We start from the raw sequence: 25,976 nt of genomic DNA, 5'->3' as shown, positions 1-25,976 counted from the left end.
CGACCCTCAGTCGCCCTGGCTCCGCTGCTCCGGAGACAGCGCCGCGGTCGCGCGCGGGCGCGGCTCACCGTCACGCAGCGGGACCGGAGGCACGATGGGCGTCGTCGGATCGGGCAGACCGTAGCGGCGATGCATCCACCGCCTGGCCTCTTCCAACGGATAGGTCTCGCCGAAGACCGCAGCCTTCACGAAAACGCCCTCGAGTGTGCTGCGGAGCATGACCTCCTCGAGGGAGGGGTCGTCCGCGCCGCGCGCGCGGAACAGGTCGCGCACGGCATCCTCGGCCGCGGTCGCCGCCTCTTCATGCCGCGCCTCCGACTCGGCGAAGAGCCGGTGCGTCGAGGGCTGCTGCTGCATCGCCAGCACCGCGCGCTGCAGCGGGATCGCATAGGCGGTCGCGGTGAGCGCCCCGTCGATGACCGCGGCCAGCATCTCGTCTGGCGTGCCCTCGACACGGGCGAAGCTGAGCACGGTCTCGAACCACCGGTCGATGACGGCGCCGACGAGCTGGTCCTTCGCGCCGAAGTGGTAGTTCACGAGCCCCTGGGCGACGCCTGCCCTGGAGGTGATCTCGGCGATGCTCGCGCCCGACACGCCGCGCTCGCTGAACACCTCGATCGCGGCCTGCAGGATGTTCTCCCGCGCGCGTTCTCTGGCCAGGCGATTCTGCGCGTCGGTGCGTGCCATGCGGCGTCCACCTCCTGAGATCCGTCGGCTGCGGTGTTTCCGAATCGGTCCCCTGACGTATAGATTACTCACTGAATGTACGTTCAATCTAATAGCGGACGCGCCACCCCACTTCCAGGAGCACCATGCACTCTTTCGCGAGCGTCGACTTCAACAGCATCACGTCGATCTTCGAATGGCTCATCAGCCAGTGGTGGGTCTGGGCCGTCGTCGGCGCCGTGGTGCTGTTCTTCCTCGTGGTCTGGATCCTGCCCGACGCGAAGGTCAAGGCCGCACCGGAGTTCACGACGACCGACACCGAGGCCGACGAGATCGCGCTCGGCTTCCTGCAGATCGTGAACCTCCCGTCCGGCCTCTGGAACGACCCGAAGGCGTCGCTCCTCGGCGATCGCGAGAAGAAGGTGCTCGTCGAGCAGTGGGGAGTGCACACCCGTGGCGACTGGCTGGCCAACATCGAGCGGCTCACGGGCGCCCGTCGTCGGCGCGAGGTGTGGATGCTGTACCTCGCGGTGCGCGCGGAACTCGCCGAGCGCCTCGGGCGCACTCCGAAGGCGAAGGAATGGCTGGCCGCGATCGTGCAGGAGGGCGGGGACAAGCGCGACGCCCGCACCTTCGTGACCTCGATCGAGTACTCCGAGGCGCAGGTGCGCAAGCGCGTCGGCAAGGACGTCGTCACCCCCGACCTCTTCGTGCGGACGCTCGACGGCTACGCGCTCGGACAGGCCGTCGCGATGACGACCTGGGGCGTCGCGTTGGGTCACGGCGACGTGACGGAGGCCCGAGGGATCATCCACCGCATCAACGAGGAGGGTCGTCCCGCGTTCACGTCCTGGGCCGACTTCGGGCTGAGCTACCTCGTCGGTCGGGTCATGCACTGGTCGGACGGAAACGTCGACGAGAAGTCGTTCGAGAAGTTCGGTGATGGATGGTCCGACTTCAAGGCCGCGATGTCCGAGAAGCGCAACGGCCCCTGGGCGACGCTGCCATGGAGCCTGTAGCCGTAGACCTGGAACCGCTGCGACGGGGCGCGGGTCTCCGCGACATCCTCGCGTACGAAAGGCTCTGCGGAATCCCTCCGCATCGCCGGTTCTTGGTCATCCTCACCGCGGTGCTGCTGTTCGCCGCCGCGATGCTGACCGGCCTGTGGTTCCTCGGACGCGGCGACATCCTCACGGTCGCGCCGATCCTCGGCGTCGTCGTCGTGGGGTACACGCTCCTCGCCGCGGGCGGATTCCTCTGGTACGCCGTGGGGGTGGGCCGCCGGGTGAAGATCGCCGCGTTCGCCTGGCAGAACGGATGGGCGTACGCCGACGCGCTCGAGCGCACGCGTCGCCCCGGTGCCGCCTTCGCGCGGGTCGCGCACGGTCGGGAACGCGGGATCGTCGCGTGCGACGACGAACGGATGCCGTTCGAGCTCGGCATGCATCACTCGGTGTCGCGCGGACAGCAGCGTGCCACGATCCAGCGGCCGTTCGCCTTCGTCGAGCTGCCGCTGCCGTCGTCGGTGCCGCACATAGTGCTGGCCAACCGCACCCGCAGCATCATCCCGACGCTGGGCCTCGGGCGCGGTGCCGCACGACTGGACCTCGAAGGAGACTTCGCGAAGACGTTCCGCCTGATCGTGCCGGACGGCTACCAGCAGGACGCGCTCTACATCTTCACGCCCGACCTGATGGCGCGCGTGCTCGACCTCGGCTCCGGCGCCGAGATCGAGCTCGTGTCCGATCGGCTGTACGTGTATCTTCCGGCGAGCACCCGCTTCGACCGCGCCGAGACCATGGCCGCCACGGTCGTGCTCGCCGAGGAGTTCCATCGCCGGTTCGCCGCACGCACGGAGTTGTACCGCGACGACGCGGCCGGAGCGATCGCCGCGAAGGCCGGTGTCGCCGTCGGACTGCGTGGGCAGCGGCTCGGCGGCCGCGGGATCTCCCTCCTCGCCGTCGCCGGAACGGCCGCGGCGCTGCTGGTCACCGCCGGCATCACCGCCTTCACCCTGTTCGGCGGTGATCTGCGGGCATCGATCTTCGGCTGAGACGCTCAGCCGAACCAGACGCACGGGTGCGTCCCTGGCCCGGAGGGGGCGCCAGGGGCGTGCCCGTGTCCATACCGGTCGCGGGATCGACGTCAGGCCGAGGCGCGGACCACGAGCTCCGTCGGCAGGATCGTCGTCTGCGGCGGATCCTCGCCGGCGAGACGGGAGAGCAGGATCCGGGCCATGGCCTCGCCCTGCGCGTACATCGGCTGCCGCATGGTCGTGAGCTGCGGATCGGTCGTCACGGCGACGGACGAGTCGTCGAAGCCGACCAGAGCGATGTCCTCCGGCACGCGCACACCCGCGGCGCGCAGCACCGTCAGCGCGCCCCTCGCCATGAGATCGCTGGCGACGAAGAGCGCATCGGGGCGGCCGACGTCGAGGATGCGTCGCATCGCGTCCGCTCCGCTGGCCTCGCTGTAGTCGCCCTCCTCCTCCGCGAACGGCGTGAGCCCGGCATCCGCGAGCGCGGCGCGGAAGCCCTGGATGCGATCACCCGAGGAGACCATCGTCACGGGGCCGGAGATCGTCGCGATCCGTTTCCGTCCGATGTCGATCAGCCGCCGCGTCGCCTCGCGGGCGCCTGCCACGTTGTCGACATCGACGACGTAATCGCCTTCATGTCGGCGCACCGGCCGCCCGCCGTAGACGACCGGCACCGCGTCGGCCACCCTGTCGATGAAGGCGTCGCTCGTGTGATGTGACACGATCAGGGCGCCGTCCACCCCGCCGTTGCGCACGAACCCGGTCATCTTGTCGCCGGGGTCGTCACTGGCGATGAGCAGGTTCAGCAGGTAGTCGGAGCCACCGAGCGCCCCCGTGATCCCCGCGACGATCGCGGCGAAGAACGGGTCTCCGAAGAAACGGTTCGTGTCTTCGGGGACGATCAGCGCGATCGCATGGGTCTGTCGCGACGCGAGGGAGCGGGCGGCCCTGTTGGGCACGTAGTTCAGCTCGTCGATCGCCGCGCGCACGGCGGCGAGCGCCTCCGGACTCACCGCCGTCGACCCGTTCACGACCCGCGACACGGTCGACCGGGAGACACCGGCGGCGGATGCCACCTCTTCGATGGTCGCTCGGGGCGACATCAGCGTACGCACTCTTCCATCGCCCTATTCTCACCGGTCGGGTGGGCATCTCGTGTCGAATCGCGCAAACGGCGCCATCTGCCCCCGCCGCCGCTCACTCGGTCCGAGACTCGGCGTCGCCCCTTAGAGCGCCCTGGTGGAGATGATGCGCGCGTACTCGCGGCCCGAATCCTTCACGCTCCGCTCCTGGGTGTCGTAGTCGACCCGCACGATGCCGAACCGCTTGTCGTAGCCCCAGGCCCACTCGAAGTTGTCGAACAGCGACCAGTAGAAGTAGCCGCGCACGTCGACACCCGCCTCGGCGGCGTCGAGCACCGCTCCGAGGTGCAGTCGCAGGAACTCGGTGCGCTCGGCGTCGTGCACCCGCGTCTCGCCCTCCTCGACCACCACGACGTCGTCATACGCCGCACCGTTCTCGGTCATGTAGAGCACGGTGCCCGCGGGTTCGGCGTACTCGGTCCAGACGCGCTGCAGCAGGCGGGTGAGGCCCTCGGGCTGCACCTCCCAGTTCTGCGCCGTGCGCGGGAGTCCTCGCTCGACCGCATGGATGCCGGTGCTCGACGGATAGGGGCTGCGGACCGGGCGTGCAGTCGCAGGTCCGCCCGCGGCCGGAGCCTCCGCCGGGGCCGTGCCGGACACGAGGTCGCCGTGGTAGTAGTTCACGCCCTGGGTGTCGATGTGCTGCGAGATCGTCTCCAGGTCGCCCTCGTGCACGGCGGCCTCGAACTGCGCGACCGCGTCGGCATCCACCGCACGGATGTCTTCCACGATGTCGGCAGGGTAGCTGCCGCGGTAGATCGGGTCGAGGAACCACCGGTTGAACTGCCCGTCCACGCGACGGGCGGCGTCGACGTCGGCAGGGTTCTGCGGGTCGGCCGGATCGGCCACCGTGTGGTTCAGGGTGATGCCGAGGTTGAGGGAGGCATCACGTCCACGCAGCTCCTGCACGGTCTTCCCGTGTGCGAGCAGCAGGTGATGCGCGGCGAGCAGTCCCTCGGCGACGCTGGTGTGCCCCGGGGCGTGCTCACCGCCCGTATAGGAGAGGAACGACGAGCACCACGGCTCGTTCAGCGTGGTCCACACGTTCACGCGATCGCCGAGCGCATCGTGCATCGTGCCGGCGTATTCGAGGAACCGGTCGACCGTGTCGCGGTTCGTCCAACCACCGGCATGCTGCAGCGCCTGCGGCATGTCCCAGTGATACAGGGTGAGCCAGGGCAGGATGTCGGCGGCGAGGAGTTCGTCGACCAGCCGCTCGTAGAAGTCGACACCGGCCGGGTTGACCGCTCCGCCGTCCGGTCGCACGCGCGACCATGAGGTCGAGAAGCGGTATGTCTCCAGCCCGAGATCCTTCATGAGCGCGACATCCTGCGGGTACCGGTGATAGTGGTCGCAGGCGACATCGCCGTCGTCCCCGCCGATCACGGCGCCCGGCACCCGGCAGAACGCGTCCCAGATCGACGCCGTACGGCCGTCTTCGAACGCCGCACCCTCGATCTGATAGGCGGCCGTCGCGGCGCCGAAGAGGAAGTTCTCGGGGAAGGAGCGGGTCATAGGGGTCATCCTTTCACCGCGCCCGCCATGATGCCACTGACCAGCTGCCGGCCCGCGACCACGAAGAGCACGAGCAGCGGGAGGGTCGCGAGCACCGCTCCGGCGAGCACGATCGAGTAGTCGATGTAGTACCCGGACTGGAGCTGGCTGAGGGCCGTCTGCAGGGTCGGGTTCTGGGGAGAGAGCACGATCAGCGGCCACAGGTAGTCGGTCCACGCGGTCATGAACGTGAACAGCCCGAGGATCGCCATGGCCGGCCGCGCGGCGGGGAGCCCGACCGTGAGGAAGGTGCGGAACTGGTTCGCCCCGTCCATGCGCGCCGCCTCGATCAGCTCGTCCGGGATCACGTCGACCAGATACTGCCGCATGAAGAAGACGCCGAACGCCGTGACGAGTGTCGGCACGATGACGGCGCCGATCGAGCCGGTCCAGCCGAGCTCGCGCATCAGCATGAACAGGGGGATGATGCCCAGCTGCGTCGGGATGGCCATGGTCGCGATCACGAAGACCATGAGCCCGTCGCGTCCCTTGAACCGCAGCTTGGCGAACGCGTAGCCCGCGAGCGTCGAGAACGTGACCACCGAGATCGTGATGATGCCCGAGATCAGGAAGGAGTTGCCGAGGGCGAGCCAGAAGGGGATCGCATCGAACACCTGGGCCGCGTTGGTGAAGAAGTTCCCGCCGGGGATCAGCGGGAGCGTCTCGCCGCGGGTGGCGTTCGTGCCGCTGGCGACCACGACCGACCACCACAGCGGATACACGCTGCCGATGATGAACGCGGCAAGGAGTCCGTAGGTGAGGAACCCGGGGCGGCTGCCGATGCCCGCGGTCCCGGACGACGTTCCGCGTCTACGGCGGATCTTCTCGGGGACGCTCAGCGCCTGCGTGGCGGTCATCGCGCGTTCTCCTCGGTCGTGGTGGCGATCGTCGTGCCGGCGGCAGCGGTGGCGGCCGCGTTGTCGGCGGTGCGCGCGCGGCGGCGAGCCGCGCGGTTCTTGGGAGCGTCCCCGGTGGAGATGCGCCGGGAGATGAGGAAGTTGATCACGCCGATCCCCACGATCAGCAGGAACAGCAGGATCGCGACGGCGGATGCCTCTCCGAGGTCTCGCCGGAAGAAGGCCAGCTCCCACAGGAACAGCACCGTGGTCTGGAACTGACGGTCGCTGCCTCCGATGCCGCCGGCGGTCGACACGTCGAACAGGCGCGGCTCGGCGAAGATCTGCAGACCGCCGATGGTCGCGGTGATGATCACGAAGATCAAGGTCGGCCGGATCGTCGGGATCGTGATGGAGAAGAAGCGGCGCGCGGACCCTGCCCCGTCAAGGGCGGCGGACTCGTACAGGTCGCGCGGGACGGCCTGCATCGCGGCCAGCAGGATGAGGGCGTTGTAGCCGGTCCAGCGGAAGTTGACCATGACCGCGATCGCGATGTGCGACAGGGCGGTGTTGTGCTTCCACTCCTGGTCGGCGATGCCGATGAGGTTGAGCAGGTTGTTGGCGAGGCCGTCCGCCTCGTTGAAGATGCTCGAGAAGATGATGGCGACCGCGACCGGGGTGACCACGAACGGGATCAGCACGCTCATGCGCCAGAAGGTCGGGGCACGCAGACCGCGGTCGAGGAGGTAGGCGATCACGAGCGCGACGGCGAGCTGCGGGATCGCGGAGAGGAGGAAGATGCTCAGGGTGTTGCCGATGGAGTTCCAGAACATCGCATCGCCCAGGATCTCGGCGAAGTTGCCGAATCCGACGAAGTCGCCCTCACCCTTGAGCAGGTCCCACTCGTGCACGGCGACCCACACGGTGTAGAGCAGCGGGAACAGGCCGACGAGTCCGAACAACAGGAAGAACGGCGAGATGTAGAAGTACGGCGACGCGTTCTGGTCGAACCGCGAGACGCGGTGGCGCCAGGAGCGCCTCGGCGGAGCATCCTCGGTCGCGGATGCCGCGGCATGCTGCTGCGCAGGCGGGGCGGTGAGAGTCATGGGTGTGTCCTTATCCCGGGTATCCGAGGGTTCCCGTCGCAGTTTCTGCCGTCATCCGCTCGGAGGCGACAGAAACTGCGACGGGAGGAGGGGAATCAGCCGACGAGATCGTTCAGCAGGCCGATGGCCTGATCCCAGGCGCCCTCGGTGTCGGTCTCGCCGCGGTCGAGGCTGCTGAGAGCCGGGCCGAAGACGTTCTCCTGGATCACCGAGTCATCCGCACCCTTGAACTGCGCGACGACGCCCTTGGCCCGCTCGGCGAGGATCGCACCGGTCGGCGCGTCGTTGAAGAACTCGTTGGGCGTGGCCTCCTCGGCCAGGGACTCCTGCGCCTTGATGGTCGAGGGGAAGTTGCCCGCTGCGGCGGACTGCTTCACCTGCTGCTCGGGCTGCGTCAGCCAGTCGGCGAGCTCCGCCGCGGCCTCCTTGTGCTCCGAGGACTCGGGGATCGAGAGGAACGCGCCACCCCAGTTGGCCGCGCCTCCGGGGAACACATCCGCGAAGTCCCATCCGGTCGACGCGTCGCCGCCGCCGGCCTCGACCTGACCCTGCACGACACCGAGCATCCAGCCGGGGCAGACGAAGGTCGCGAAGGTGCCGTCGACGAACGACTTGCCGCCGTTCCAGTCCCACGCGGTCTGCGCGGCGGACTGGCCGCCCTCTGTCGCGGCGCCCAGCAGCTCGAAGCGCTCCTGGAGCTCGTCGTTGCCCTCGACGTTCAGTTCGCCGTCGGCGGTGTAGTAGCCCTCGTCGAGCTGGTTGACCATGGCGTTCCACACGAAGCCGGAGTGGTCGTACCAGGCCTTGCCGGTCTTGGCCGTGTAGTCGGCGCCGACCTTGAAGTAGTTCTCCCAATCGCCGTTGAGCAGCTCGGCGACGGACTCGCGGTCGCTCGGGAGGCCGGCGGCCTCGAACGCGGCACCGTTGTAGCAGATGCCGCTCGGACCGATGTCGGTGCCGTAGCCGATGACGCGGCCTTCGGCGTCGGTGGCCTGGCCGTACTTCCAGTCGACCCAGTCGTCCTTGCGGTCTTCGATGCCGTAGTCGCGCAGGTCGACGAAGGTGTCGGAGACGTCCATGATCGCCCCGAGCCAGCCCTCCTCGATCGCGACGACGTCGCTGAGACCGGAGCCGGCGGCGATCTTGGTGAAGGCATCGGTGCGGGCGTTGCCACCCGTGTCGATGTTGGTCGCCTCGATCTTCACATTCGGGTGCGCCTTCTCGTATTCCTTGTAGAGGTCTTCGTAGCCGAAGGTGCCGAAGGTGGTGACGGTCAGTGTGACCTCTTCGTCGGCGCTTCCTCCGTCGGCGTCGCCGGTGTTTCCGGAACAGCCGGCGAGGGCGAGGGCGGAGACGGATGCCACGGCGGCGATCGCGAGGATCCGGTGGCGGGCACGTGTGTTCACAGTTCACTCCTTTGTGGTGGTCGTGCGGTGTTGCTGCATCGGGACGTCGTGGGAGCGCTCCCACGAACTGAGTAGCCACTGTATGGGAGCGCTCCCATGGTGTCAAGCCAGCCCCGTCGGCGACGGATCGCCGATGCCCCGAGGGCTGTGCCGGCAACGATCCGCCGAGGGGATGACGATCCGCCGAGGTTCTCCTTCCGAAAGGTCGGCGGATCGTCACGGCATCCGCGAATCATCAAGGCCAGGTCGGCGAATCGTCACCGTCGCGTCGACCGGCGTACCCTTGTCCGGTGCCCGAAGCCACGCTCTCCCCTGCCCTCGTCCGCGCCGAAGCCCTGATCCGCAACGTGCCGGACTATCCGCAGCCGGGCATCATCTTCCGCGACATCACGCCCCTGCTCGCCGACGCCGAGGCCCTGCGCGTGACCACCGAGGCGATCATCGAGCCCTTCGCCGGCCAGTTCGACGTCATCGCCGGCATCGAGGCGCGCGGGTTCATCCTCGCCAGCGCCGCTGCGATCGCCGCGGGCGTCGGCCTCATCCCGATCCGCAAGGCGGGCAAGCTGCCGCGCCCCGCGGCATCCGTCGACTACGCCCTCGAGTACGGCACCGCCACGATCGAGATGCACGACGACCTGCCGGTCGGCTCGCGTGTGCTGCTGATCGACGACGTCCTCGCGACCGGCGGCACGCTCGCCGCGGGACGGGAGTTGGTCGAGCGTCTGGGCAGCCACGTCGTCGGCATCTCGGTGCTGTTCGAGATCGACGGCCTCGGCGGCCGCGAGGCGGTCGGCGACCTCCACACCGTCTTCCACTCCGCCTGACCCCTCACCTCCCCCACCCCCTGACGCCGAGTGCACGGCATCCCGCCGAGTGCACGGCATCCCCGCCAACAGGCGGTGCATTCGCCACGAAGCCGTGCACCCGGCGAACCGAACGCGGGACGCGGGAGGAACGGGAAGAGGGTAGGGCGGGGGCGGTAGACTGAAGGCGCCCGTCCGCCCGCGACTCTTGGAGCCGTCATGCCCACCATCGTCGTCGACGTCATGCCCAAGCCCGAACTGCTCGACCCGCAGGGGAAGGCCGTCTCCGGCGCCTTCGCACGCCTGGGCGTCGACGGCTTCAGCGACGTCCGCATCGGCAAGCGCTTCGAGCTCACCGTCGAGGGCGAGGTCACCGACGAGGTTCTCGCCGAGGCCAAGCGCATCGCCGACGAGGTGCTCTCGAACTCCGTGATCGAAGACGTCGTCGGTATCGAGGTCGCGGAGTGACCGTCCGCATCGGCGTCATCACCTTCCCCGGTTCGCTCGACGACCGCGACGCGCAGCGCGCCGTCCGCATCGCCGGCGCCGAGCCGGTCGAACTGTGGCATGGGTCGCATGACCTCGAGGGCGTCGACGCACTGGTCCTCCCGGGTGGTTTCAGCTACGGCGACTACCTCCGCGCCGGCGCGATCGCCGCGCTCTCGCCGATCATGAGCGAGGTCAAGGATGCTGCAGCCAAGGGCATGCCCGTGCTCGGCATCTGCAACGGCTTCCAGATGCTGGTCGAGGCGCACCTGCTTCCCGGCGGACTGATCCGCAACAACCACCAGCACTTCGTCCGGCGCGACCAGAAGCTCACGGTCGAGAACTCCGACACCGCCTGGACCAACGCGTTCCGCACCGGCCAGGAGATCGTGATCCCGCTGAAGAACGCCGACGGCGGCTACATCGCCGACGAGCAGACCCTCGACCGCATCGAGGGCGAGGGCCTCGTGGCCTTCCGCTATGCCGGGGTCAACCCGAACGGCTCGCTCCGCGACATCGCCGGCCTCACGAACGAGGCGGGCAACGTCGTCGGCCTCATGCCGCACCCGGAGCACGCCACGGAGCCCGGCTTCGGCCCCGACACCTCGGCCGCCATGCGCAGCGGTGTCGACGGACTCGACTTCTTCACGAGCGCGATCGCCGCCGTCGCCCGCGTCGCCGCATAGCCCCGCTCAGCCTGCAGGAAGCGTGAACGGGTTCGCCCCCGACGCCGCCAGCAGGTACCACGCGGTCGCGCCGGTGTGCAGGCTCGCGTAGTACAGGTCGCCGAAGCCGGAGTCGAGGCCGTCGTTCGAGGTCGCGACGATGCCCTTGCCGTCGCCGTTGGGAGCGTCGCGCTGCGCCAGGCGGATGCTGCGCAGCAGGGACTCGACCTGGCCGTCGTCGCCGGCTCCGCCGCGGAGGGTCAGCGCCAGAGCCAGGTGTCCGCTGCCCTCGAACCATGCCTTCGAGACGTCGACCTCGCTGATCGACGGCCCCGTGTACGGGCCATCCGTCGCGATCAGGTGCGCGAGCGTCCAGTCGAGTGCCGCGCCGTACCGCGGGTCTCCCGTCGCGAGCGCACTCCACGTCTGGCCGTCCAGCGGGATGGGGCGGGTGTTGATCGTCGAGCCGTCGAGGCCCGTCCCGGTGTTCACGTGGCCGTCCGCGCTCTGCATGGCGGCGACGAACCCCGCAGCGACCGCCGCACGCTCCGCCCACACCGCATCGCCGGTGAGCTGCGCCAGCTGGGTGAAGAATCCCGTGATGTCGGCGTTGTGCTCGGTGGACTTCCACGTGAGCGAGGTGCCGTCCTCGAGCTGACCACCCGTGTAGCCGAAGGGCGCTCTGTCCATGTCGGCGGTGTTGTCCTGGATCCACTGACCGACGCGGACGGCGCCGTCGAGATACCGAGGGTCACCGGTCGCGTGCGCGAGCCGAGCGAGGGCCAAGCCGACCCACGCCTGGTTGCCGGTGAACGTGCCGGGTCCGGTGATCTCCACACGCCCCTGACGGATGCCGTGCGGCTCGTACGATGCACGCGTGCGCCCATCGCCGATCGGGTCGTTCTGCTGCACGAAGAGGAGCGTGTCGCCGATCGCCCGCGCGCGACGGAGGTCGTCTGGGCGACCGCGGGCGGTATAGGCGATGACGACCAGGGCGTCGTCGTAGACGAACGAGGGAGTGAAGTCCCAGCTCGGAGTCGTGAAGAACCCGCCCTGGTAGCTGCGCGGCAGGCAGCGACCGGCACCGTCGCAGAACTCGTCCACGCGCGCGTCGAGGAATTCGTACGCCAGCGCGACGGACTGCGCGGGATCCAGCGGAGTCATCCCCGACGTCGGCTCGTCCGCCGGCCGTGCGGCCCCGAGCGCGGCGGGGGCGGCCCCCACCAGAACGGCGGCGGCGACGAGCGCGGCGGCGACCGCCCATGGCGCCGATCGGCGCGAAGAACCGGACATCGGGATCCCTCGGTCAGAACCGCGCGAGTCGATGACGCGCGGGCGACCAGGAGGTCACGAGACGAGCGTGGCAGCTCCGCCGGATCGACAGAAGCGGCAAAGGTCTACGATCGCCTTTCCGATCGGCGAACCCTCGCTCGTCGGCCCGCGAGGGAGTCCTGTCTGCGCGCTACCCGAGCGCCGGCGGCCAGACGCCGATGATCAGCGCCATGATCACGACCGTCACCAGCTCGTGCGCGATGTTGAGGGTCGTCAGCCTGGTCGACCGACCTTCGAACGCGTCGTGCGTGATGAAACGCGCGGCCGTGAACCCCGCCCACAGCGTGACGGCGGTGACGACGGCGCCCCAGAAGAACGACCCACCATAGAAGTGCCAGGAGATGGCGGACGCCCCCGCGAGCACCCATGCGGTGATGAAGCTCACGATGACCGTGGTGACGATGGGCCACACCGCGGTCGCCGCCGGACGATCCATGTCGACGTTCGCCAGCTTCGACCATCGCGTGCCGAACACCTTCGGCGCGTACCAGACCGAGCCGACGAGCATGCTCGAGGCGGTGGCCAGGAGGACCGCCCAATAGTTGATCTCGGGAACCATGACAGCCTCCACTCGTCGGATGCCGCCACCCTACTCCCGCATGGCGACGCGGCGGGAGGAGACGCGGCACGATCACCTCACCGCACACGGGCGGAGGCCGGTCGCCGAACCGATTCGATGCCTTCCCTGGCGGGAGTGTAAGCGTTTGCAGTAGCCTGTTCGCATGGCACAGCTTGAGCAGAACGCAGCCCCCGGTTCCGAGTGGTGGCGCAGCGCCGTCATCTACCAGATCTACCCCCGTTCCTTCGCGGACGCCTCCGGCGACGGCATCGGCGACCTCCCGGGCATCACCAGCCGTCTGGACGCGCTGCAGGATCTCGGCGTCGACGCGATCTGGCTGAGCCCGTTCATGACCAGCCCGCAGCGCGACGCCGGCTACGACGTGGCCGACTACCGTGACGTGGACCCGCTGTTCGGCACGCTCGCCGACTTCGACGAGATGCTCGCGCAGGCCCACGCCCGCGACATCCGTGTGATCGTCGACCTGGTCCCGAACCACTCCTCCGACCAGCACGTCTGGTTCCAGGAGGCGCTCAAGGCCGCGCCCGGCAGCCCGGAGCGCGCGCGCTACATCTTCCGCGACGGCAAGGGCGAGAACGGCGAGCTGCCTCCGAACAACTGGGAGTCGGTGTTCGGCGGCGGCATGTGGCAGCGCGTGACCGAGGCGGACGGCACCCCCGGCCAGTGGTACCTGCACATCTTCGATGCGACGCAGCCCGACTTCGACTGGAACAACGAGGAGGTGCAGGAGGAGTTCCGCTCGATCCTGCGCTTCTGGCTCGACCGCGGTGTCGACGGGTTCCGGGTCGACGTGGCCCACGGCATGATCAAGACCGAGGGTCTGCCCGACTACACCCCGCCGACGGATGCCGACTCGATGGGCGGCGGCGAGTCGAACGTGCCGTACTGGGGTCAGGACGGCGTGCACGACATCTACCGCGACTGGCACAAGGTGCTGGCGGAGTACGACGGCGACCGCGCCCTGTGCGGCGAGGCCTGGATGCCGACGCTGCAGCAGACCGCTCTCTGGGTGCGGCCGGACGAGATGCACCAGACGTTCAACTTCCCGTACCTGATGACGCCGTGGGACGCTCAGCGTCTCGGCGACGTCATCCGCGAGTCGCTCGACGAGTTCGGCGCGGTGGGCGCACCCAGCACGTGGGTGCTGTCGAACCACGACGTCGTGCGCCATGCATCGCGCCTCGCGCTCACGGCCGACAACCCGCAGGGCGAGGGCATCGGCCCGAACACCCCGCACAAGCCCGACACCGCGACCGGCCTGGCCCGTGCGCGCGCCGCCACGACCCTGATGCTGGCGCTCCCCGGATCGTCGTACCTCTACCAGGGCGAGGAACTCGGTCTCCCGGAGGCCATGGAGATCCCGGACGAGTTCCGTCAGGACCCGACGTGGTACCGCACGAACGGCGAGCGCTACGGCCGTGACGGCTGCCGCGTCCCGCTGCCCTGGGAGGCGGATGCTCCGGCCTTCGGCTTCAACGAGACGGGACTCTCGTGGCTCCCGCAGCCGACCGAGTGGGCGACATACGCTCGCGATGTCGAAGAGGTCGACCCCGCGTCGACGCTCGCGCTGTACAAGCGACTGCTCGCCGCCCGTCGCGAGCACGGCTTCGGCACCGGCTCGCTGATCTGGGAGGATGCCGGCGCTGACGCGGTGGCCTTCCGCCGCGGCGAGGTGCACGTGATCGCGAACCTCGGCACCGAGCCGATCGAGCTGCCGGCCGACGCGACGGTCATCCTGCAGAGCCAGCCCTTCGACGGCGCGGCCATCCCGGTCGACACCGCTGTCTGGTACACCACGCCCACGCAGGTCTGACCCGCGCCCGTCCCGTCGCACTCTCAGCCGCACGGCTCGACAGAGAGTGCGACGGGAGCGGATCACACAGAGGAACACATGGCCAGCATCGATGAGGTCGCCCGGCTCGCCGGGGTCTCCACCGCGACCGTCTCCCGCGCGCTCAGCGGCCGCGGACACGTGTCCGAGTCCGCCAGGAGCGGGTGCAGGCAGCGGCGCAGTCGCTCGGCTACGTCGTGTCGTCCCGCGCATCGAGTCTCGCTTCGGGTCGGACGCGCAACATCGGCGTCGTCGTGCCGTTCCTCGACCGGTGGTTCTTCAGCACGGTGCTCTCCGGCGTCTCGGCGGCGCTCATGCGCGCCGGCTACGACATCACGCTGTACAACATCACCGCCGACAAAGACGTGCGCCGGCACGTGTTCGACACGTTCCTGCGGCGTCAGCGGGTGGACGCCGTGATCGCGGTGTCGATCGAGCTCGACGAGGACGAGACGCAGCACCTGCTCGATCTCGGACTTCCGGTGATCGCGATCGGCGGCCCGAACCCGAAGCTCGACACCCTCACCGTCGACGACGTGGCCGTCGCCCAGCTCGCCACAGAGCACCTCATCGGGCTCGGTCACACCGACATCGCGCACATCGGCGCGAACCCCGAGTTCGACATCGACTTCCACATCCCCACGAACCGCCGCCTCGGCTTCGAGAAGGCGTTGCTGACGGCGGGCATCCCCCTGAACCACGCGTTCCTCGAACCCGCGGACTTCACGGTCGAGGGCGGGTATCGGGCGGCGAAGCAGCTGCTCGGACGCCCTGGCCCCCGCCCGACCGCGGTGTTCGCCGCATCCGACGAGATGGCGATCGGAGCCCTGCTCGCCGCGCGCGACCTCGGCTTCAGCGTGCCGGAGGAGCTGTCGATCGTCGGCATCGACGGACACGAGCTCGGGGAGTTCTTCCGCCTGACCACGGTGGACCAGTTCCCGCTCGGCCAGGGCGAACGGGCCGCGGATGCCGTGCTGGCGAAGCTCGCCACCCCGGACGAGGTGCACATCCCCTCCGAGCTGCCGTACGAGCTCAACGTGCGCGGCACCACGGCACGGCTCGTCTGACCGGAGCCCCGCCTACTCCTCGCGCTGATACACATCGGGAACGCCGTCGCCGTCGGCGTCGACGGACTCCTGCGCGGCGATCGCCCGATACCGGCGGTTGCGCGCGCCCAGCAGGATCGAAGCGGCGACCGCGGCGAGCACCGAGGCGATCAGGATGGCGACCTTCGCGGCATCGTGCTCGAGTCCTGCGGGGAAGCTCAGCTCGGCGACCAGCAGCGACACCGTGAATCCGATACCCGCGAGGATGCCGACGCCGATCAGGTCGACCCACCGGAGTCCCCCACCCAACTCGGCACGCGTCGCCTTCGTCGCGATCCACGTGGCGATCACGATCCCGATCGGCTTGCCGAGCACCAGACCGCAGACGATCGCGATGGCCACGGGATGGGTGACCGTCTGCACGAAGCCGTCGCCGACGACTGCGACGCCGGCGGCGAAGAACGCGAAGACGGGGACCGCGAAACCGGCCGACAGCGGACGGAACCGATGTTCGAACTCCTCCGCGAGGCCGGGGCGCTCGACCCCATCGGCATCCGTCTCCCCGGAACGGACCGGGATCATGAAGCCCAGGGCGACGCCCGCGATGGTCGCGTGGATCCCCGAGGCGTGGACGAAGGCCCACACGACCACGCCGATCGGGAGCAGGATCAGCCAGGCCGCGAAGCGGTTGCGGGCGAAGAACCCCTGCCGCATCTGGGCGAGCGCCGCGTACAGGGCGAGGCCCAGGATCGCGGCGGGCAGCGGCATCGGGTTCAGGTCGTCGGTGTAGAAGATCGCGATGATGCCGATCGCGATGAGGTCGTCCACGACGGCGAGTGTCAGGAGGAACAGGCGCAGTCGCGCGGGCAGATGCGAGCCGATGATCGCGAGCACGGCCACGGCGAAGGCGATGTCGGTCGCCGTCGGAACCGCCCATCCGCGCAGCAGTTCGGGATCGGGCCCGATGACGAGCACGTAGATCAGGGCGGGGACACGACGACGCCGCCGACGGCAGCAGCCACCGGGACGACGGCGGTGCGGAGATCGCGGAGATCGCCGATCACGAACTCCCGCTTCAGCTCCAGACCGACGAGGAAGAAGAAGATCGCCAGCAGTCCGTCCGCGGCCCAGGCTCCGAGGCTGAGGCGCAGGTGCCACGGCTCGTAGCCGATCTCGAAGTCGCGGAGCGCGAAGTAGCTCTCCGCGAGCGGGGAGTTCGCCCACACGAGGGCGATCGCTGCCATCACCACGAGGAGTATGCCGCCGACGCTCTCCTTTCGCAGGAGGGTGCCGATGCGGCGGACCTCGCGGTAGCTGCCGCGGGCGGGGAAGGAACGACGGGCGTCTGTCATGGGAGCTCCGAGGTGTCGACGAACGATGATGTCGACCAGGCTTCCCGACGCTCCTCCCTCCACCCTAGACGGTCACGCGAGTGCGTGCCTGGGCGGACGCAGGGCGCCCCGCGGGATCAGGATCCGACGATCAGACCCTGTGTCGCGGTGCGGGCGGTCTCGAAGCGGCGCTGCACGTCGGGCCAGTTCACGAGGTTCCAGAAGGCCTTGACGTAGTCGGCGCGCACGTTGAGGTAGTCGAGGTAGTAGGCGTGCTCCCAGACGTCGAGCTGCAGCAGCGGGGTGACGCCGAGCGGCGCGTTCCCCTGCTGGTCGAAGAGCTGGAAGATCACAGGACGGGCGCCCACGCTGTCCCACGCCAGCACGGCCCAGCCCGACCCCTGCACACCGAGCGCGGTCGCGGTGAAGTGCGCGCGGAAGGCGTCGATCGACCCGAATGCGTCCTCGAGCGCTGCCGCCAGCTCGCCCTCGGGAGCGCCGCCGCCCTCGGGCGACATGTTCTGCCAGAACACCGAGTGGTTGATGTGGCCGCCGAGGTTGAAGGCGAGGTCCTTCTCGAGCTTGTTCACGTTGGCGAGGTCCCCGGCGCTGCGGGCGGTGGCGAGCTGCTCGAGCGCGGTGTTCGCGCCGGTGACGTACGCCTGGTGGTGCTTGGAGTGGTGCAGCTCCATGATCTTGCCGGAGATGTGCGGCTCGAGCGCCGCGTAGTCGTAGGGCAGCTCGGGGAGTGTGTAGAGCGCGGACATGGTGTTCCTTTCGTGGTGCGGGATCAGAGGGCGGTGTCGTGCGGGAGGGCATGGAAACGGCGGTCGAGGTAGACCAGTGGACGGGCGGCGCGCCCCGGCAGCACCTCGAGCACCTCGGCGATCACGACCGTGGAGGAGCCGACGGGGACGTTCTGGATCGAACGGCACCGCAGCGCCGCACGCGCCTCGGGGAGGTGCGGCTCTCCCGTGGGTAGTGTCGTCCAGCCCTGAGCCGGTGTGAAGCGCTCGGAGCCGCTGATCGCGAAGCTCTGCGCCAGCGCGGAGTGCTCGTCGTCGATCAGGTGCACGAGGAAGGTCTCGGCGCCGAGGATCGCCCCCGCGCTCCCGGTGGCTCGGGTGACGGAGAACACGATCGCGGCGGGATCCACTGCCACGGATGACACGCTCGACGCGGTGAGGCCGACCGGACCGTCCGGAGTCTGCGCCGTGATGATGGCCACGCCGGCGGGGTGGGTGCGGAACGCGGACTTGAGCCCTTCGCCGACGGGAGTGGGGACCGGCGCTGCCGGGTGCGGCGCTGGATCGGGGGCATGGGCGGTCATCGGACGGTCTCCTTCGCGGGCGCGGGTTGCGCGTGGTCGAGCGTGACGCCGATGATCACGAGGCGCGGGCTCATGCGTGCGCCTCCTGCGGGGGGAGTGCGGCGACGAGCGGATGGTCGAACGTGAGCATCCCCGTCTTGGCCGCCCCTCCGGGCGAGCCGATCTCGTCGAAGAACTCCACGTTCGCCTTGTAGTAGTCCCGCCACTCGTCGGGCAGGTCGTCTTCGTAGAAGATCGCCTCCACGGGGCACACGGGTTCGCAGGCGCCGCAGTCCACGCACTCGTCGGGGTGGATGTACAGCGAGCGCTCCCCCTCGTAGATGCAGTCGACCGGGCATTCGTCGATGCAGGCCTTGTCCTTCAGATCGACGCAGGGGAGGGCGATCACATACGTCATCGGTCGGTCTTCGTTCGGGTCACGGTTCCACCGTAAAACCTAAAGTACACTTGAGGTCAAATCGAGGAGGCCACGGATGAGCCCGCACGCACCCGACGAGCCGCTGACGATCGGCGAGATGACCAGGCGCACCGGCGTAGCAGCCTCAGCACTGCACTTCTACGAGTCCCTCGGACTCATCGCCTCGACCCGCACGTCGGGGAACCAGCGCCGCTACGCACGGCACATGCTGCGCCGCGTCTCGCTCATCACGGTGGCCAAGCGCCTCGGCATCCCGCTCTCCGACGTGCAGACGGCCTTCGCCGACGTGCCGCTGACCGAGACCCCGAGCCACGCCGACTGGCAACGCGCCTCTCGACGGTGGAAGCGCGAGCTCGAGAAACGACGCGAGGGCATCGAACGCCTCGAACGCGAACTCACCGGATGCATCGGCTGCGGCTGCTTGTCGATGAAGGCGTGCGGCCTGCTCAACCCCGACGATGCTCTCGGCACCCAGGGTGTCGGCCCCCAGCGCCTTCAGGACTGAACCCACCGATCTGCAGAACGATAGGGCGCTACAGCTTCAAGGGACGTAGACTTGTTTCAGCCCGCCCCCGCTGGGGGTAGGGAAGTAGAAGCCGGGACCCCCGCCCCTCTGGACGGGACCCGGCTTTCGCGCATCAGAGCGGGATCTGCTGGATGGTCGTGACCGGACTCACTGCATCGAACCACTCGCTCCGACCGCCGGCCAGCTTCTCTCCCAGCGCTCCAAGCACCTGGTCGGCGATCCACACCATCGGCTCCTCGCTGGGTTGCGCATGATCGATCCGAAGCCCCTCAGGGAGTGCCAGCTTGCCGCGCAGCGCGTCGACAGTCCGGAGATCCCGTCGCATCAACTGGGGTGGACGCGCTTCGAGGGTGAGTAGTCGCACGCCCTGTGCGTCGAGCTGCCACGCGAGTCTCTCCAGACACAGCGCGCGAGCGCGTTCCTGCCGACGGGGATCGACCGGCGCTGCGATGACGATGACGTGGTAGGCATCGAAACCCGAGATCGCTGCGATCGATGCATCCCTGGCGCGTCTGTCCTGATCTCGCCAATGGAGTTTCGGCCCGCGTCGAGGAAGACGCTGGAGCTCCGCACGCATGTCTTCACAGTGTGAGACATCGGCGACCGCAGCGCCCAGGAGGTAGGAAGGCCGCTCCACACCCGCCGTTCGAAAAGACTCGTCTCCCCAGGCCTGCAGCACGAGCGAATCCATCACCCAAGGCTAGGAGCGACGTCACGCGCTCGGACTGCATATCGGAACGCGATCTGCACCGCAGAGCGAGAACGGCGCATACGCAGCGACGGTCAGGTCACCTCGAACTCGGCGGAGAGGAGCACCTCGTCGCGTGAGCTCGGACCGACCAGGAGTTCGAACATGCCGTGCTCGACCAGGCGTGCACCCGCCGCATCCACGATCGTGCACTCCGCGACCGGAAGCTCGACCCGCACCCGCACGGTCTCCCCCGGCGCGAGATCGACCTGGCGGAACGTCTTGAGCTCCTTGTCGGTCCAGCTCACGCTCGTCACGGCATCGCGCACGTACACCTGCACGGTCTCGCGCACCGACCGCGCACCCGTGTTCGACACGGTGATGTGTCCGACGATCGTGTCGGACACCCCGAGTGCCGTCTTCTCGAGCGACAGGTCCGCGTACTCCACGGTCGTGTACGACAGTCCCTCGCCGAACGCCCAGGCGGGTGACTGCGTGAGGTCGGCATACCGGTCGCCGTGCTGGCCGCGGATCTGGTTGTAGTACGTCGGCTGCTGCCCCACGTGACGGGCGAACGAGATCGGCAGGCGTCCCGAGGGCTCGGCCGCTCCGGAGACGATGTCGGCCAATGCCCGGCCGCCCTGCATCCCGGGGTTGGCCGCCCAGATCACGGCGGCCGCCTTCGATGCGGAGGCCGGGAGCACGAGGGGCTTCGAGGCGAGCAGCACGATCACGACGGGCTTCCCGGTCGCGATGAGCGCGTCGATCAGGGCGTTCTGCCCGCCGATGAGCTCGAGCGTCGCGGTGGATCGCCCCTCGCCGACGAGTTCGATCCGGTCGCCCACGACCGCCACGACCACGTCCGATTCCGATGCGGCAGCCACGGCCTCCGCGATCAGCGCCGCATCCGGCTCGCACGGCTTCACGACCGGCGGGCGCGGCTGGTGATCGGGGAAGAACCGTCCGCGCGGATCCTCCTCGAGCGTGAGGATGTCGGCACCCCTGGTGTGCGTCACCGTCCAGCCGTCGATCGCCTGCAGCCCGTCGAGCACCGTCGTGATCATGTCGCGTGGCTGACCGTCGAGCCACCCCGCCTGACCGGAGCCGCCCGCCCAGTCGCCGAGCTGCGTCTGCGCGTCGTCGGCGAGGGGCCCGGCGACGAGCACCCTGAGCGGCGCCGTCGGGTCGAGCGGCAGCACGCCGTCGTTCTCGAGCAGCACGAGCGAACGGCGCGCGACCTCGAGGTTCAGCTCCGCGTGCGCGGTGCTGCCCACCACCGCGTCGAGCTCGGTGCCGGGCAGCCGGGGCTCTCGAACAGCCCCAGCTCGAACTTGAGCGTCAGGATGCGGGCGGCGGCGGCATCGAACGCGTCTTCGTCGAGCATGCCCGCCGCGACCGCGTCGAGCGCGCCCTCGAAGAAGCTCGGCGTGGTCATGATCATGTCGTTGCCAGCGCGCACCGCCGCCGCGGCCGCGTGGGCGATGTCGGGCTGGATCCGCTGCTCCCACACCATGCGTCCGACGTTGTCCCAGTCGGTGATGAGCGTGCCGGTGTAGCCCCACTCGCCCCGAAGCACATCGCTGAGCAGCCAGTCGTTCGTGGTGATCGGCACGCCGTCGGTGGTCTGGTAGCCGAGCATGAACGTGCGGCATCCCTCACGGGCGACGCGCTCGAACGGCGGAAGGAACCAGGAGCGCAGTTTGCGGCGCGAGATGTCGGCCTCGCTCGCGTCGCGCCCACCCTGCGTCTCGGAGTATCCGGCGAAGTGCTTCGCGGTCGCCAGGATCGCGGTCGGGTCGTCGAGGCCGTCGCCCTGGTAGCCACGCACCATCGCCGAGGCCAGCTCGCCGATCAGGAACGGGTCTTCGCCGAACGTCTCGTCGATGCGGCCCCAGCGCAGGTCGCGGGCGATGCACAGCACGGGCGAGAACGTCCAGTGGATGCCGGTCACCGCGACCTCCTCCGCCGTCGCGCGGGCGACGCGTTCGACGAGCCCCGCATCCCACGAAGCGGCCATGCCCAGCTGCGTCGGATAGATCGTGGCTCCTGGCCAGAACGAGTGTCCGTGGATGCAGTCCTCCCCACGAGCAGCGGGATGCGGAGGCGGGTCTGCGCCGTGAGCTCGTTCGCACGCAGGATGCGCTCGGGGGGAGGTGTGCAGGATCGACCCCGCGTGACGGCGGGCGATGTGGTCGTCGAGGTCGTCACGGGCGTCGAGCTGGAGCATCTGCCCGACCTTCTCCTCCAGCGTCATGCGCCCGAGGAGGTCGGCGACGCGCTCAGGGATCGAGAGCGCGGGGTCCTGGTACGGGAGCTGCGTGGTGAGGGTCTGAGAGGTCATCACTTCGTGTTCTGGTTCGTGTTCGCGGGCGAGGAGGTCGAGGAGTCGGGCGAGGTCGCCGACGATACGGGATCGGGGGTCGGCGCGGGCAGGGGCACGCTGCGCACCGCCGTGACGGCGTCGTTGACGTTCAGCCCCTTCTTCTTCATGGCTCTGGCCCGCTCGCCCGCCGAGCGCAGGCGCGGGTTGACGTATTCGTCGATGCCGAAGTTGATGAGCGAGAGCGCGACGCCGATGATCGCGATGCAGAGCCCGGCGGGCACGTACCACCACCACAGCCGCGGGAACGCGCCGTTCTGCTGCGCCCAGAACAGGATCGTGCCCCAGTTCAGGTTGCTGACCGGGATCACCCCGATGAACGCGAGCGTCGTGAGTCCGAGGATCGCGGCGGTCACGGTGCCGACGAAGCTCGACGCGATGAGAGCCATGAGGTTCGGCAGCATCTCGACCGTGATGATGCGGCGCAGCGGCTCGCCGTTCGCACGCGCAGCCTGGATGAAGTCGCGGTTGCGCAGCGACATCGTCTGCGCGCGCAGCACTCTGGCCCCCACGCCCAGCCCGTGAGGCCGAGGACGGCGGCGATAACGATGAGCGGCGGGTTGTCGAACTGCGAGGCGATGATGATGATGAGCGGGATGCCGGGGATCACCAGGAACACGTTGGTCAGCGCCGACAGCGACTCGCTCTTCCACCCGCGCACATAGCCGGCGATCACGCCGATCGTGATCGCGATGATGGTGGCGATGAAGGCGGCGAGGAAGCCGACGACGATCACGCCGCGGGTGCCGAAGATGATCTGGCTCAGCACGTCCTCCCCCATGTGCGTGGTGCCGAGCCAGTGTTCCCAGGAGGGCGGCTGGCGCAGCGCTGTCCTGTCCTTCTCGGTCGGGCCGTACGGCGCGATCCGGGGGGCGAGGATCGCGATGAGCACGAAGACCCCGAGGATGATGAGCCCGGCGATCGACTTGGGGTTGCGGAACATCGCGAACGCCTGGGCGAGCTGCGACCAGAAGGTCTTGCGCGGCGGGGCTCCGGTCGGGGCGGTGCGCAGAGTCGCGGTCTCGGGCATGCCCGAGACGACGGCCGACCCGTCGGGGGCGGTGCTCGCTGCGGTGGTGGGAACGGTCATGTCAGGACTCCATCTGGCGCGTGCGCGGGTCGAGGTAGGCGTAGACGACGTCCGCGAGGATGTTGGCCACGAGCACCGACAGCGTGATCACGAGGAACACACCCTGCATGAGGGCGAAGTCCTTGGCGTTGGTGGCATCGAGCAGGAGTTTGCCGACACCCGGATAGCTGAAGACCATCTCCATCACGATCGTGCCGCCGACGATGAAGCCGATCGACAGCGCGAAGCTCTGGATCTGCGGCAGCACCGCGTTGCGGGCGGCGTAGCCCCAGAGCACCCGCTTGTTGGGCATGCCCTTCGCCTGGGCGACCGTGATGTAGTCGTCGTCGAGCACGGTCAGCATCATGTTGCGCATGCCGAGCACCCACCCGCCGAGCGAGGCGACCACGATGGTGAGCGCCGGGAGCGTCCCGTGCATGATCACCTGGCCGATGAAGTCGAGACTCCATTCCGGGGACTGCCCCTTGTCGTAGGCGTGCGATGACGGGAACCACTTGAGCGTCGAGGAGAAGACAGCGATCGCGATGAGTCCGAGCCAGAAGTACGGGATGGTGTTGAAGAACGTCGTCACCGGGATGATCGCGTCGAGCTTGCTGCCGCGCTTCCATCCCACGATGGCTCCCGCGACCGTGCCGATCGCGAACGAGATGATGGTCGCGATGCCGACCAGACCCAGCGTCCAGGGCAAGGCGGCCGCGAGCACCTCGGCCACCGGGCGGAGGCCATGCAGGGTCGAGATGCCGAGGTCGCCGCGCAGCAGCATCGCCCAGTACTCGAGGTACTGCTGCCAGATGGACTTGTCGGTGTCGATGCCGAGCAGGATGCGCAGCGCCTCCTCGGCCTCGGGGCTCACGCTGCGGTTGCGGGCGAGGTACGAGCTGACCGCGTCGCCCTTCATGAGCCGCGGCAGGAAGAAGTTGATCGTGATGGCCGCCCACAGCGTGAACAGGTAGAAGCCCGCGCGCCCGGCGAAGAACCGCCACGGCACGCGCCGTCGCCCGCGCTCGGCTGTGGTCGCGGTGGTGCCGACTTCGAGGGCATCGCGGGCCAGGAGGTCGTTGTCGTCGAGTTGGGGGTATGCCGTGCTCACAGCGCGCCTCCGTTCGATGCCGCCGAGGCGAAGTGCTTCTCCGGGTCGGGAGACGCGGCGCGCAGCTCGCGGGTGTACGGGTCCTGCGGGTTCAGGATCACGTCGTCGGCCGTGCCGTACTCGACGACTCGGCCCTGGTTGAGCACCATGATCTCGTCGCTGAAGTGGCGGGCGGTCGCCAGGTCATGGGTGATGTAGAGCACGCCGAGTCCCTCCTCGCGCTGCAGGTCGGCGAGCAGGTTCAGCACGCCGAGACGGATCGAGACGTCGAGCATCGAGACGGGCTCGTCGGCGACCAGGAGCGAGGGCCGGGAGGCGAGGGCGCGGGCGATGGCCACCCGCTGCCTCTGCCCGCCGGAGAGCTCGTGCGGACGGCGGTCGATCACGGCGTCCGCGTCGAGTCGCACGCGCTCGAGGAGTCGGCGGACCTCGTCTTCCGTCTCCTTCTTGGGCACGACGTCGTCGAGCCGGATCGGTCGCTCCAGGTGGTAGCGGATCGAGTGGTACGGGTTGAGCGATGCGAACGGGTCCTGGAACACCATGCGCAGCTGCTGCCGCCGGTAGGTCCGCAGCCCCTTGCCGCGACGCGGGATGGGCGTGCCGTCGAGCAGCACCTCACCACTGGTCGGCGTCTCCAGCTGCGTCAGGATCTTCGCGATCGTGGACTTGCCGCTGCCGGACTGGCCGACCAGGCCGATCGTGCGGCCGGAGGTCAGGGTGAAGCTCACGTCGTCGAGGGCCTTGATCTGGCCGGCGCCGCGGACGTTGTAGGCCTTCGTGACATGGCGGAACTCGAGCGTGGTCATCGCACCAGCACCCCTCTCTCCCCGGTCAGGCGGGGGAACGACGACAGCAGTGTCTTCGTGTATTCGTGCTCGGGCTGTCTCCAGATCCGTTCGGCTGTCGCGAGCTCGATGATCTCGCCCTCGCGCATGATCGCGATCCGGTCGCTGATCTCGAGCAGGAGGGGAAGGTCGTGGGTGATGAAGATCACCGAGAAGCCGAACTCGTGACGCAGCTGCGAGATCTGCGAGAGGATCTCGCGCTGCACCAGCACATCGAGCGCCGTGGTCGGCTCGTCCATCACCATCAGCTGCGGACGCAGCGCCAGGGCCATCGCGATCATCACGCGCTGCCGCATGCCTCCGGAGAGCTCGTGCGGGAAGGAGCGGATGCGCTGGCGTCCGACCTTCACGATCTCGAGCAGCTCCTCGGCCTCGGCGCGCCGCTGCTTGCGGTTCATGTCGGGGCGGTGGATCTCGAAGACGTCCTCGAGCTGCGAGCCGACCGTCGCGACCGGGTTGAGGGCGTTCATGGCGCCCTGGAACACCATCGACACCTTGTCCCAGCGGAATCGCTGCATCGCTTCGGCATCGAGGGCGTTGATGTCGACGTCGACGCCGGTGACGTCGTGGAACGTCACGCTGCCGCCCGTGATGACGGCCGGGGCACGGAGCAGGCGCTGCACCCCGTAGGCGAGCGTGGTCTTGCCGCAGCCGCTCTCACCGGCGAGACCGAGGATCTCGCCGCGCTGCAGTTCGAGGGTCACGTTCTTCACCGCCTCGACGGGCGGATCGACGTCGTACACGACCGAGAAGTCGCGCACACTGAGCAGAGGGTCTGGCATGGGGT

General features: G+C 68.8%; 24 protein-coding genes and 3 pseudogenes. 8 read left to right on the top strand and 19 right to left on the bottom strand.

Features of this window, described 5'->3' with window-relative positions; all coding sequences use genetic code 11:
- Positions 1-6: 6 nt before the first annotated feature.
- Positions 7-687 carry a TetR/AcrR family transcriptional regulator gene (locus G4G29_RS02430; protein ID WP_183151726.1) on the bottom strand — a complete coding sequence of 227 codons (681 nt, stop codon included), beginning with the start codon at positions 685-687 and terminating at the stop codon, positions 7-9.
- 125 nt (positions 688-812) lie between these two features.
- Here G4G29_RS02430 and G4G29_RS02425 point away from each other — a divergent pair, with 125 nt between their 5' ends.
- Both G4G29_RS02425 and G4G29_RS02420 read left to right on the top strand, forming a co-directional pair.
- On the top strand, positions 813-1,685 hold the full coding sequence (locus G4G29_RS02425) for a DUF1266 domain-containing protein (protein ID WP_183151725.1): 873 nt from the start codon (positions 813-815) through the stop codon (positions 1,683-1,685).
- 92 nt (positions 1,686-1,777) lie between these two features.
- Entirely contained in the window at positions 1,778-2,719 is a 942-nt protein-coding gene (locus G4G29_RS02420; RefSeq protein ID WP_183151724.1) for a hypothetical protein, read from the top strand.
- A gap of 92 nt (positions 2,720-2,811) precedes the next feature.
- On the opposite strand, the gene G4G29_RS02415 is transcribed toward G4G29_RS02420, so the two are convergent.
- The 5 genes from G4G29_RS02415 to G4G29_RS02395 form a co-directional block, all read right to left on the bottom strand.
- Positions 2,812-3,807 (bottom strand): LacI family DNA-binding transcriptional regulator, encoded by a 996-nt coding sequence (locus G4G29_RS02415; protein ID WP_183152738.1) that lies wholly within the window; start codon positions 3,805-3,807, stop codon positions 2,812-2,814.
- A gap of 123 nt (positions 3,808-3,930) precedes the next feature.
- The gene (locus G4G29_RS02410) at positions 3,931-5,361 is read right to left on the bottom strand and encodes a GH1 family beta-glucosidase (protein WP_183151723.1); all 1,431 of its coding nucleotides are present in this window, start codon (positions 5,359-5,361) and stop codon (positions 3,931-3,933) included.
- A 5-nt stretch (positions 5,362-5,366) separates the two neighbouring features.
- On the bottom strand, positions 5,367-6,257 hold the full coding sequence (locus tag G4G29_RS02405; protein WP_183151722.1) for a carbohydrate ABC transporter permease: 891 nt from the start codon (positions 6,255-6,257) through the stop codon (positions 5,367-5,369).
- On the bottom strand, positions 6,254-7,342 hold the full coding sequence (locus tag G4G29_RS02400) for a sugar ABC transporter permease (protein WP_183151721.1): 1,089 nt from the start codon (positions 7,340-7,342) through the stop codon (positions 6,254-6,256). The genes G4G29_RS02405 and G4G29_RS02400 overlap by 4 nt, the downstream gene beginning before the upstream one ends.
- Positions 7,343-7,437: 95 nt before the next feature.
- Positions 7,438-8,748 carry an ABC transporter substrate-binding protein gene (locus G4G29_RS02395; protein ID WP_183151720.1) on the bottom strand — a complete coding sequence of 437 codons (1,311 nt, stop codon included), beginning with the start codon at positions 8,746-8,748 and terminating at the stop codon, positions 7,438-7,440.
- A gap of 290 nt (positions 8,749-9,038) precedes the next feature.
- Between G4G29_RS02395 and G4G29_RS02390 the strand changes: the two genes are divergently transcribed.
- From G4G29_RS02390 to purQ, 3 genes are all read left to right on the top strand, one after another.
- Positions 9,039-9,572, top strand: coding sequence for an adenine phosphoribosyltransferase (locus tag G4G29_RS02390; RefSeq protein WP_183151719.1), 534 nt, complete (start codon positions 9,039-9,041; stop codon positions 9,570-9,572).
- Positions 9,573-9,770: 198 nt separating this feature from the next.
- Positions 9,771-10,019 (top strand): phosphoribosylformylglycinamidine synthase subunit PurS, encoded by a 249-nt coding sequence (gene purS, locus G4G29_RS02385; RefSeq protein ID WP_183151718.1) that lies wholly within the window; start codon positions 9,771-9,773, stop codon positions 10,017-10,019.
- Positions 10,016-10,723 carry a phosphoribosylformylglycinamidine synthase subunit PurQ gene (purQ, locus tag G4G29_RS02380; RefSeq protein ID WP_183151717.1) on the top strand — a complete coding sequence of 236 codons (708 nt, stop codon included), beginning with the start codon at positions 10,016-10,018 and terminating at the stop codon, positions 10,721-10,723. Before purS ends, purQ begins: the two co-directional genes overlap by 4 nt.
- Positions 10,724-10,729: 6 nt before the next feature.
- On the opposite strand, the gene G4G29_RS02375 is transcribed toward purQ, so the two are convergent.
- Both G4G29_RS02375 and G4G29_RS02370 read right to left on the bottom strand, forming a co-directional pair.
- Complete coding sequence (locus tag G4G29_RS02375) at positions 10,730-11,995, bottom strand: hypothetical protein (protein ID WP_183151716.1); 1,266 nt, start codon at positions 11,993-11,995, stop codon at positions 10,730-10,732.
- Between the two features lie 169 nt (positions 11,996-12,164).
- A complete protein-coding gene (locus G4G29_RS02370) occupies positions 12,165-12,593 on the bottom strand; it encodes a DUF1761 domain-containing protein (protein WP_183151715.1) in 429 nt (142 codons plus the stop codon).
- Between the two features lie 163 nt (positions 12,594-12,756).
- Here G4G29_RS02370 and G4G29_RS02365 point away from each other — a divergent pair, with 163 nt between their 5' ends.
- Together G4G29_RS02365 and G4G29_RS02360 are read left to right on the top strand one after the other, a co-directional pair.
- A complete protein-coding gene (locus tag G4G29_RS02365; protein ID WP_183151714.1) occupies positions 12,757-14,427 on the top strand; it encodes a glycoside hydrolase family 13 protein in 1,671 nt (556 codons plus the stop codon).
- 78 nt (positions 14,428-14,505) lie between these two features.
- Positions 14,506-15,512, top strand: a pseudogene (locus tag G4G29_RS02360) (LacI family DNA-binding transcriptional regulator).
- 12 nt (positions 15,513-15,524) lie between these two features.
- On the opposite strand, the pseudogene nhaA reads toward G4G29_RS02360, so the two are convergent.
- The 4 genes and pseudogenes from nhaA to fdxA all read right to left on the bottom strand — a co-directional run bounded on the left by nhaA (position 15,525) and on the right by fdxA (position 18,549).
- A pseudogene (gene nhaA, locus G4G29_RS02355) lies at positions 15,525-16,843 on the bottom strand (Na+/H+ antiporter NhaA).
- A gap of 116 nt (positions 16,844-16,959) precedes the next feature.
- Entirely contained in the window at positions 16,960-17,589 is a 630-nt protein-coding gene (locus G4G29_RS02350; RefSeq protein ID WP_183151713.1) for a superoxide dismutase, read from the bottom strand.
- A 23-nt stretch (positions 17,590-17,612) separates the two neighbouring features.
- On the bottom strand, positions 17,613-18,152 hold the full coding sequence (locus G4G29_RS02345) for a flavin reductase family protein (RefSeq protein ID WP_183151712.1): 540 nt from the start codon (positions 18,150-18,152) through the stop codon (positions 17,613-17,615).
- A 70-nt stretch (positions 18,153-18,222) separates the two neighbouring features.
- Positions 18,223-18,549 carry a ferredoxin gene (gene fdxA / locus G4G29_RS02340; RefSeq protein ID WP_183151711.1) on the bottom strand — a complete coding sequence of 109 codons (327 nt, stop codon included), beginning with the start codon at positions 18,547-18,549 and terminating at the stop codon, positions 18,223-18,225.
- A 76-nt stretch (positions 18,550-18,625) separates the two neighbouring features.
- Between fdxA and soxR the strand changes: the two genes are divergently transcribed.
- The gene (gene soxR / locus G4G29_RS02335) at positions 18,626-19,075 is read left to right on the top strand and encodes a redox-sensitive transcriptional activator SoxR (RefSeq protein WP_183151710.1); all 450 of its coding nucleotides are present in this window, start codon (positions 18,626-18,628) and stop codon (positions 19,073-19,075) included.
- A gap of 133 nt (positions 19,076-19,208) precedes the next feature.
- Here the strand turns inward: soxR and G4G29_RS02330 are convergent, their stop codons facing one another.
- From G4G29_RS02330 to G4G29_RS02305, 7 genes and pseudogenes are all read right to left on the bottom strand, one after another.
- Positions 19,209-19,787 carry a hypothetical protein gene (locus tag G4G29_RS02330; RefSeq protein ID WP_183151709.1) on the bottom strand — a complete coding sequence of 193 codons (579 nt, stop codon included), beginning with the start codon at positions 19,785-19,787 and terminating at the stop codon, positions 19,209-19,211.
- 92 nt (positions 19,788-19,879) lie between these two features.
- Complete coding sequence (locus tag G4G29_RS21090) at positions 19,880-21,061, bottom strand: glycoside hydrolase family 3 C-terminal domain-containing protein (RefSeq protein ID WP_244632335.1); 1,182 nt, start codon at positions 21,059-21,061, stop codon at positions 19,880-19,882.
- Positions 21,031-22,125 carry a glycoside hydrolase family 3 N-terminal domain-containing protein gene (locus tag G4G29_RS21085; RefSeq protein WP_244632334.1) on the bottom strand — a complete coding sequence of 365 codons (1,095 nt, stop codon included), beginning with the start codon at positions 22,123-22,125 and terminating at the stop codon, positions 21,031-21,033. Before G4G29_RS21085 ends, G4G29_RS21090 begins: the two co-directional genes overlap by 31 nt.
- Positions 22,125-23,254: pseudogene (locus G4G29_RS02320) on the bottom strand (ABC transporter permease). Before G4G29_RS02320 ends, G4G29_RS21085 begins: the two are co-directional and overlap by 1 nt.
- Position 23,255: 1 nt before the next feature.
- Positions 23,256-24,344, bottom strand: a complete 1,089-nt coding sequence (locus tag G4G29_RS02315) for an ABC transporter permease (RefSeq protein WP_183151708.1) — start codon at positions 24,342-24,344, stop codon at positions 23,256-23,258.
- Positions 24,341-25,150, bottom strand: a complete 810-nt coding sequence (locus G4G29_RS02310) for an ATP-binding cassette domain-containing protein (RefSeq protein WP_183151707.1) — start codon at positions 25,148-25,150, stop codon at positions 24,341-24,343. Before G4G29_RS02310 ends, G4G29_RS02315 begins: the two co-directional genes overlap by 4 nt.
- A complete protein-coding gene (locus G4G29_RS02305) occupies positions 25,147-25,971 on the bottom strand; it encodes an ABC transporter ATP-binding protein (protein WP_183151706.1) in 825 nt (274 codons plus the stop codon). Before G4G29_RS02305 ends, G4G29_RS02310 begins: the two co-directional genes overlap by 4 nt.
- Between the last annotated feature and the right edge of the window lie 5 nt (positions 25,972-25,976).

This window comes from Microbacterium sp. Se63.02b, assembly GCF_014171575.1.
Lineage (GTDB): Bacteria > Actinomycetota > Actinomycetes > Actinomycetales > Microbacteriaceae > Microbacterium.
Note: the sequence above shows the minus strand (reverse complement) of the source record. Positions and strands in the feature narration are given on the sequence as shown.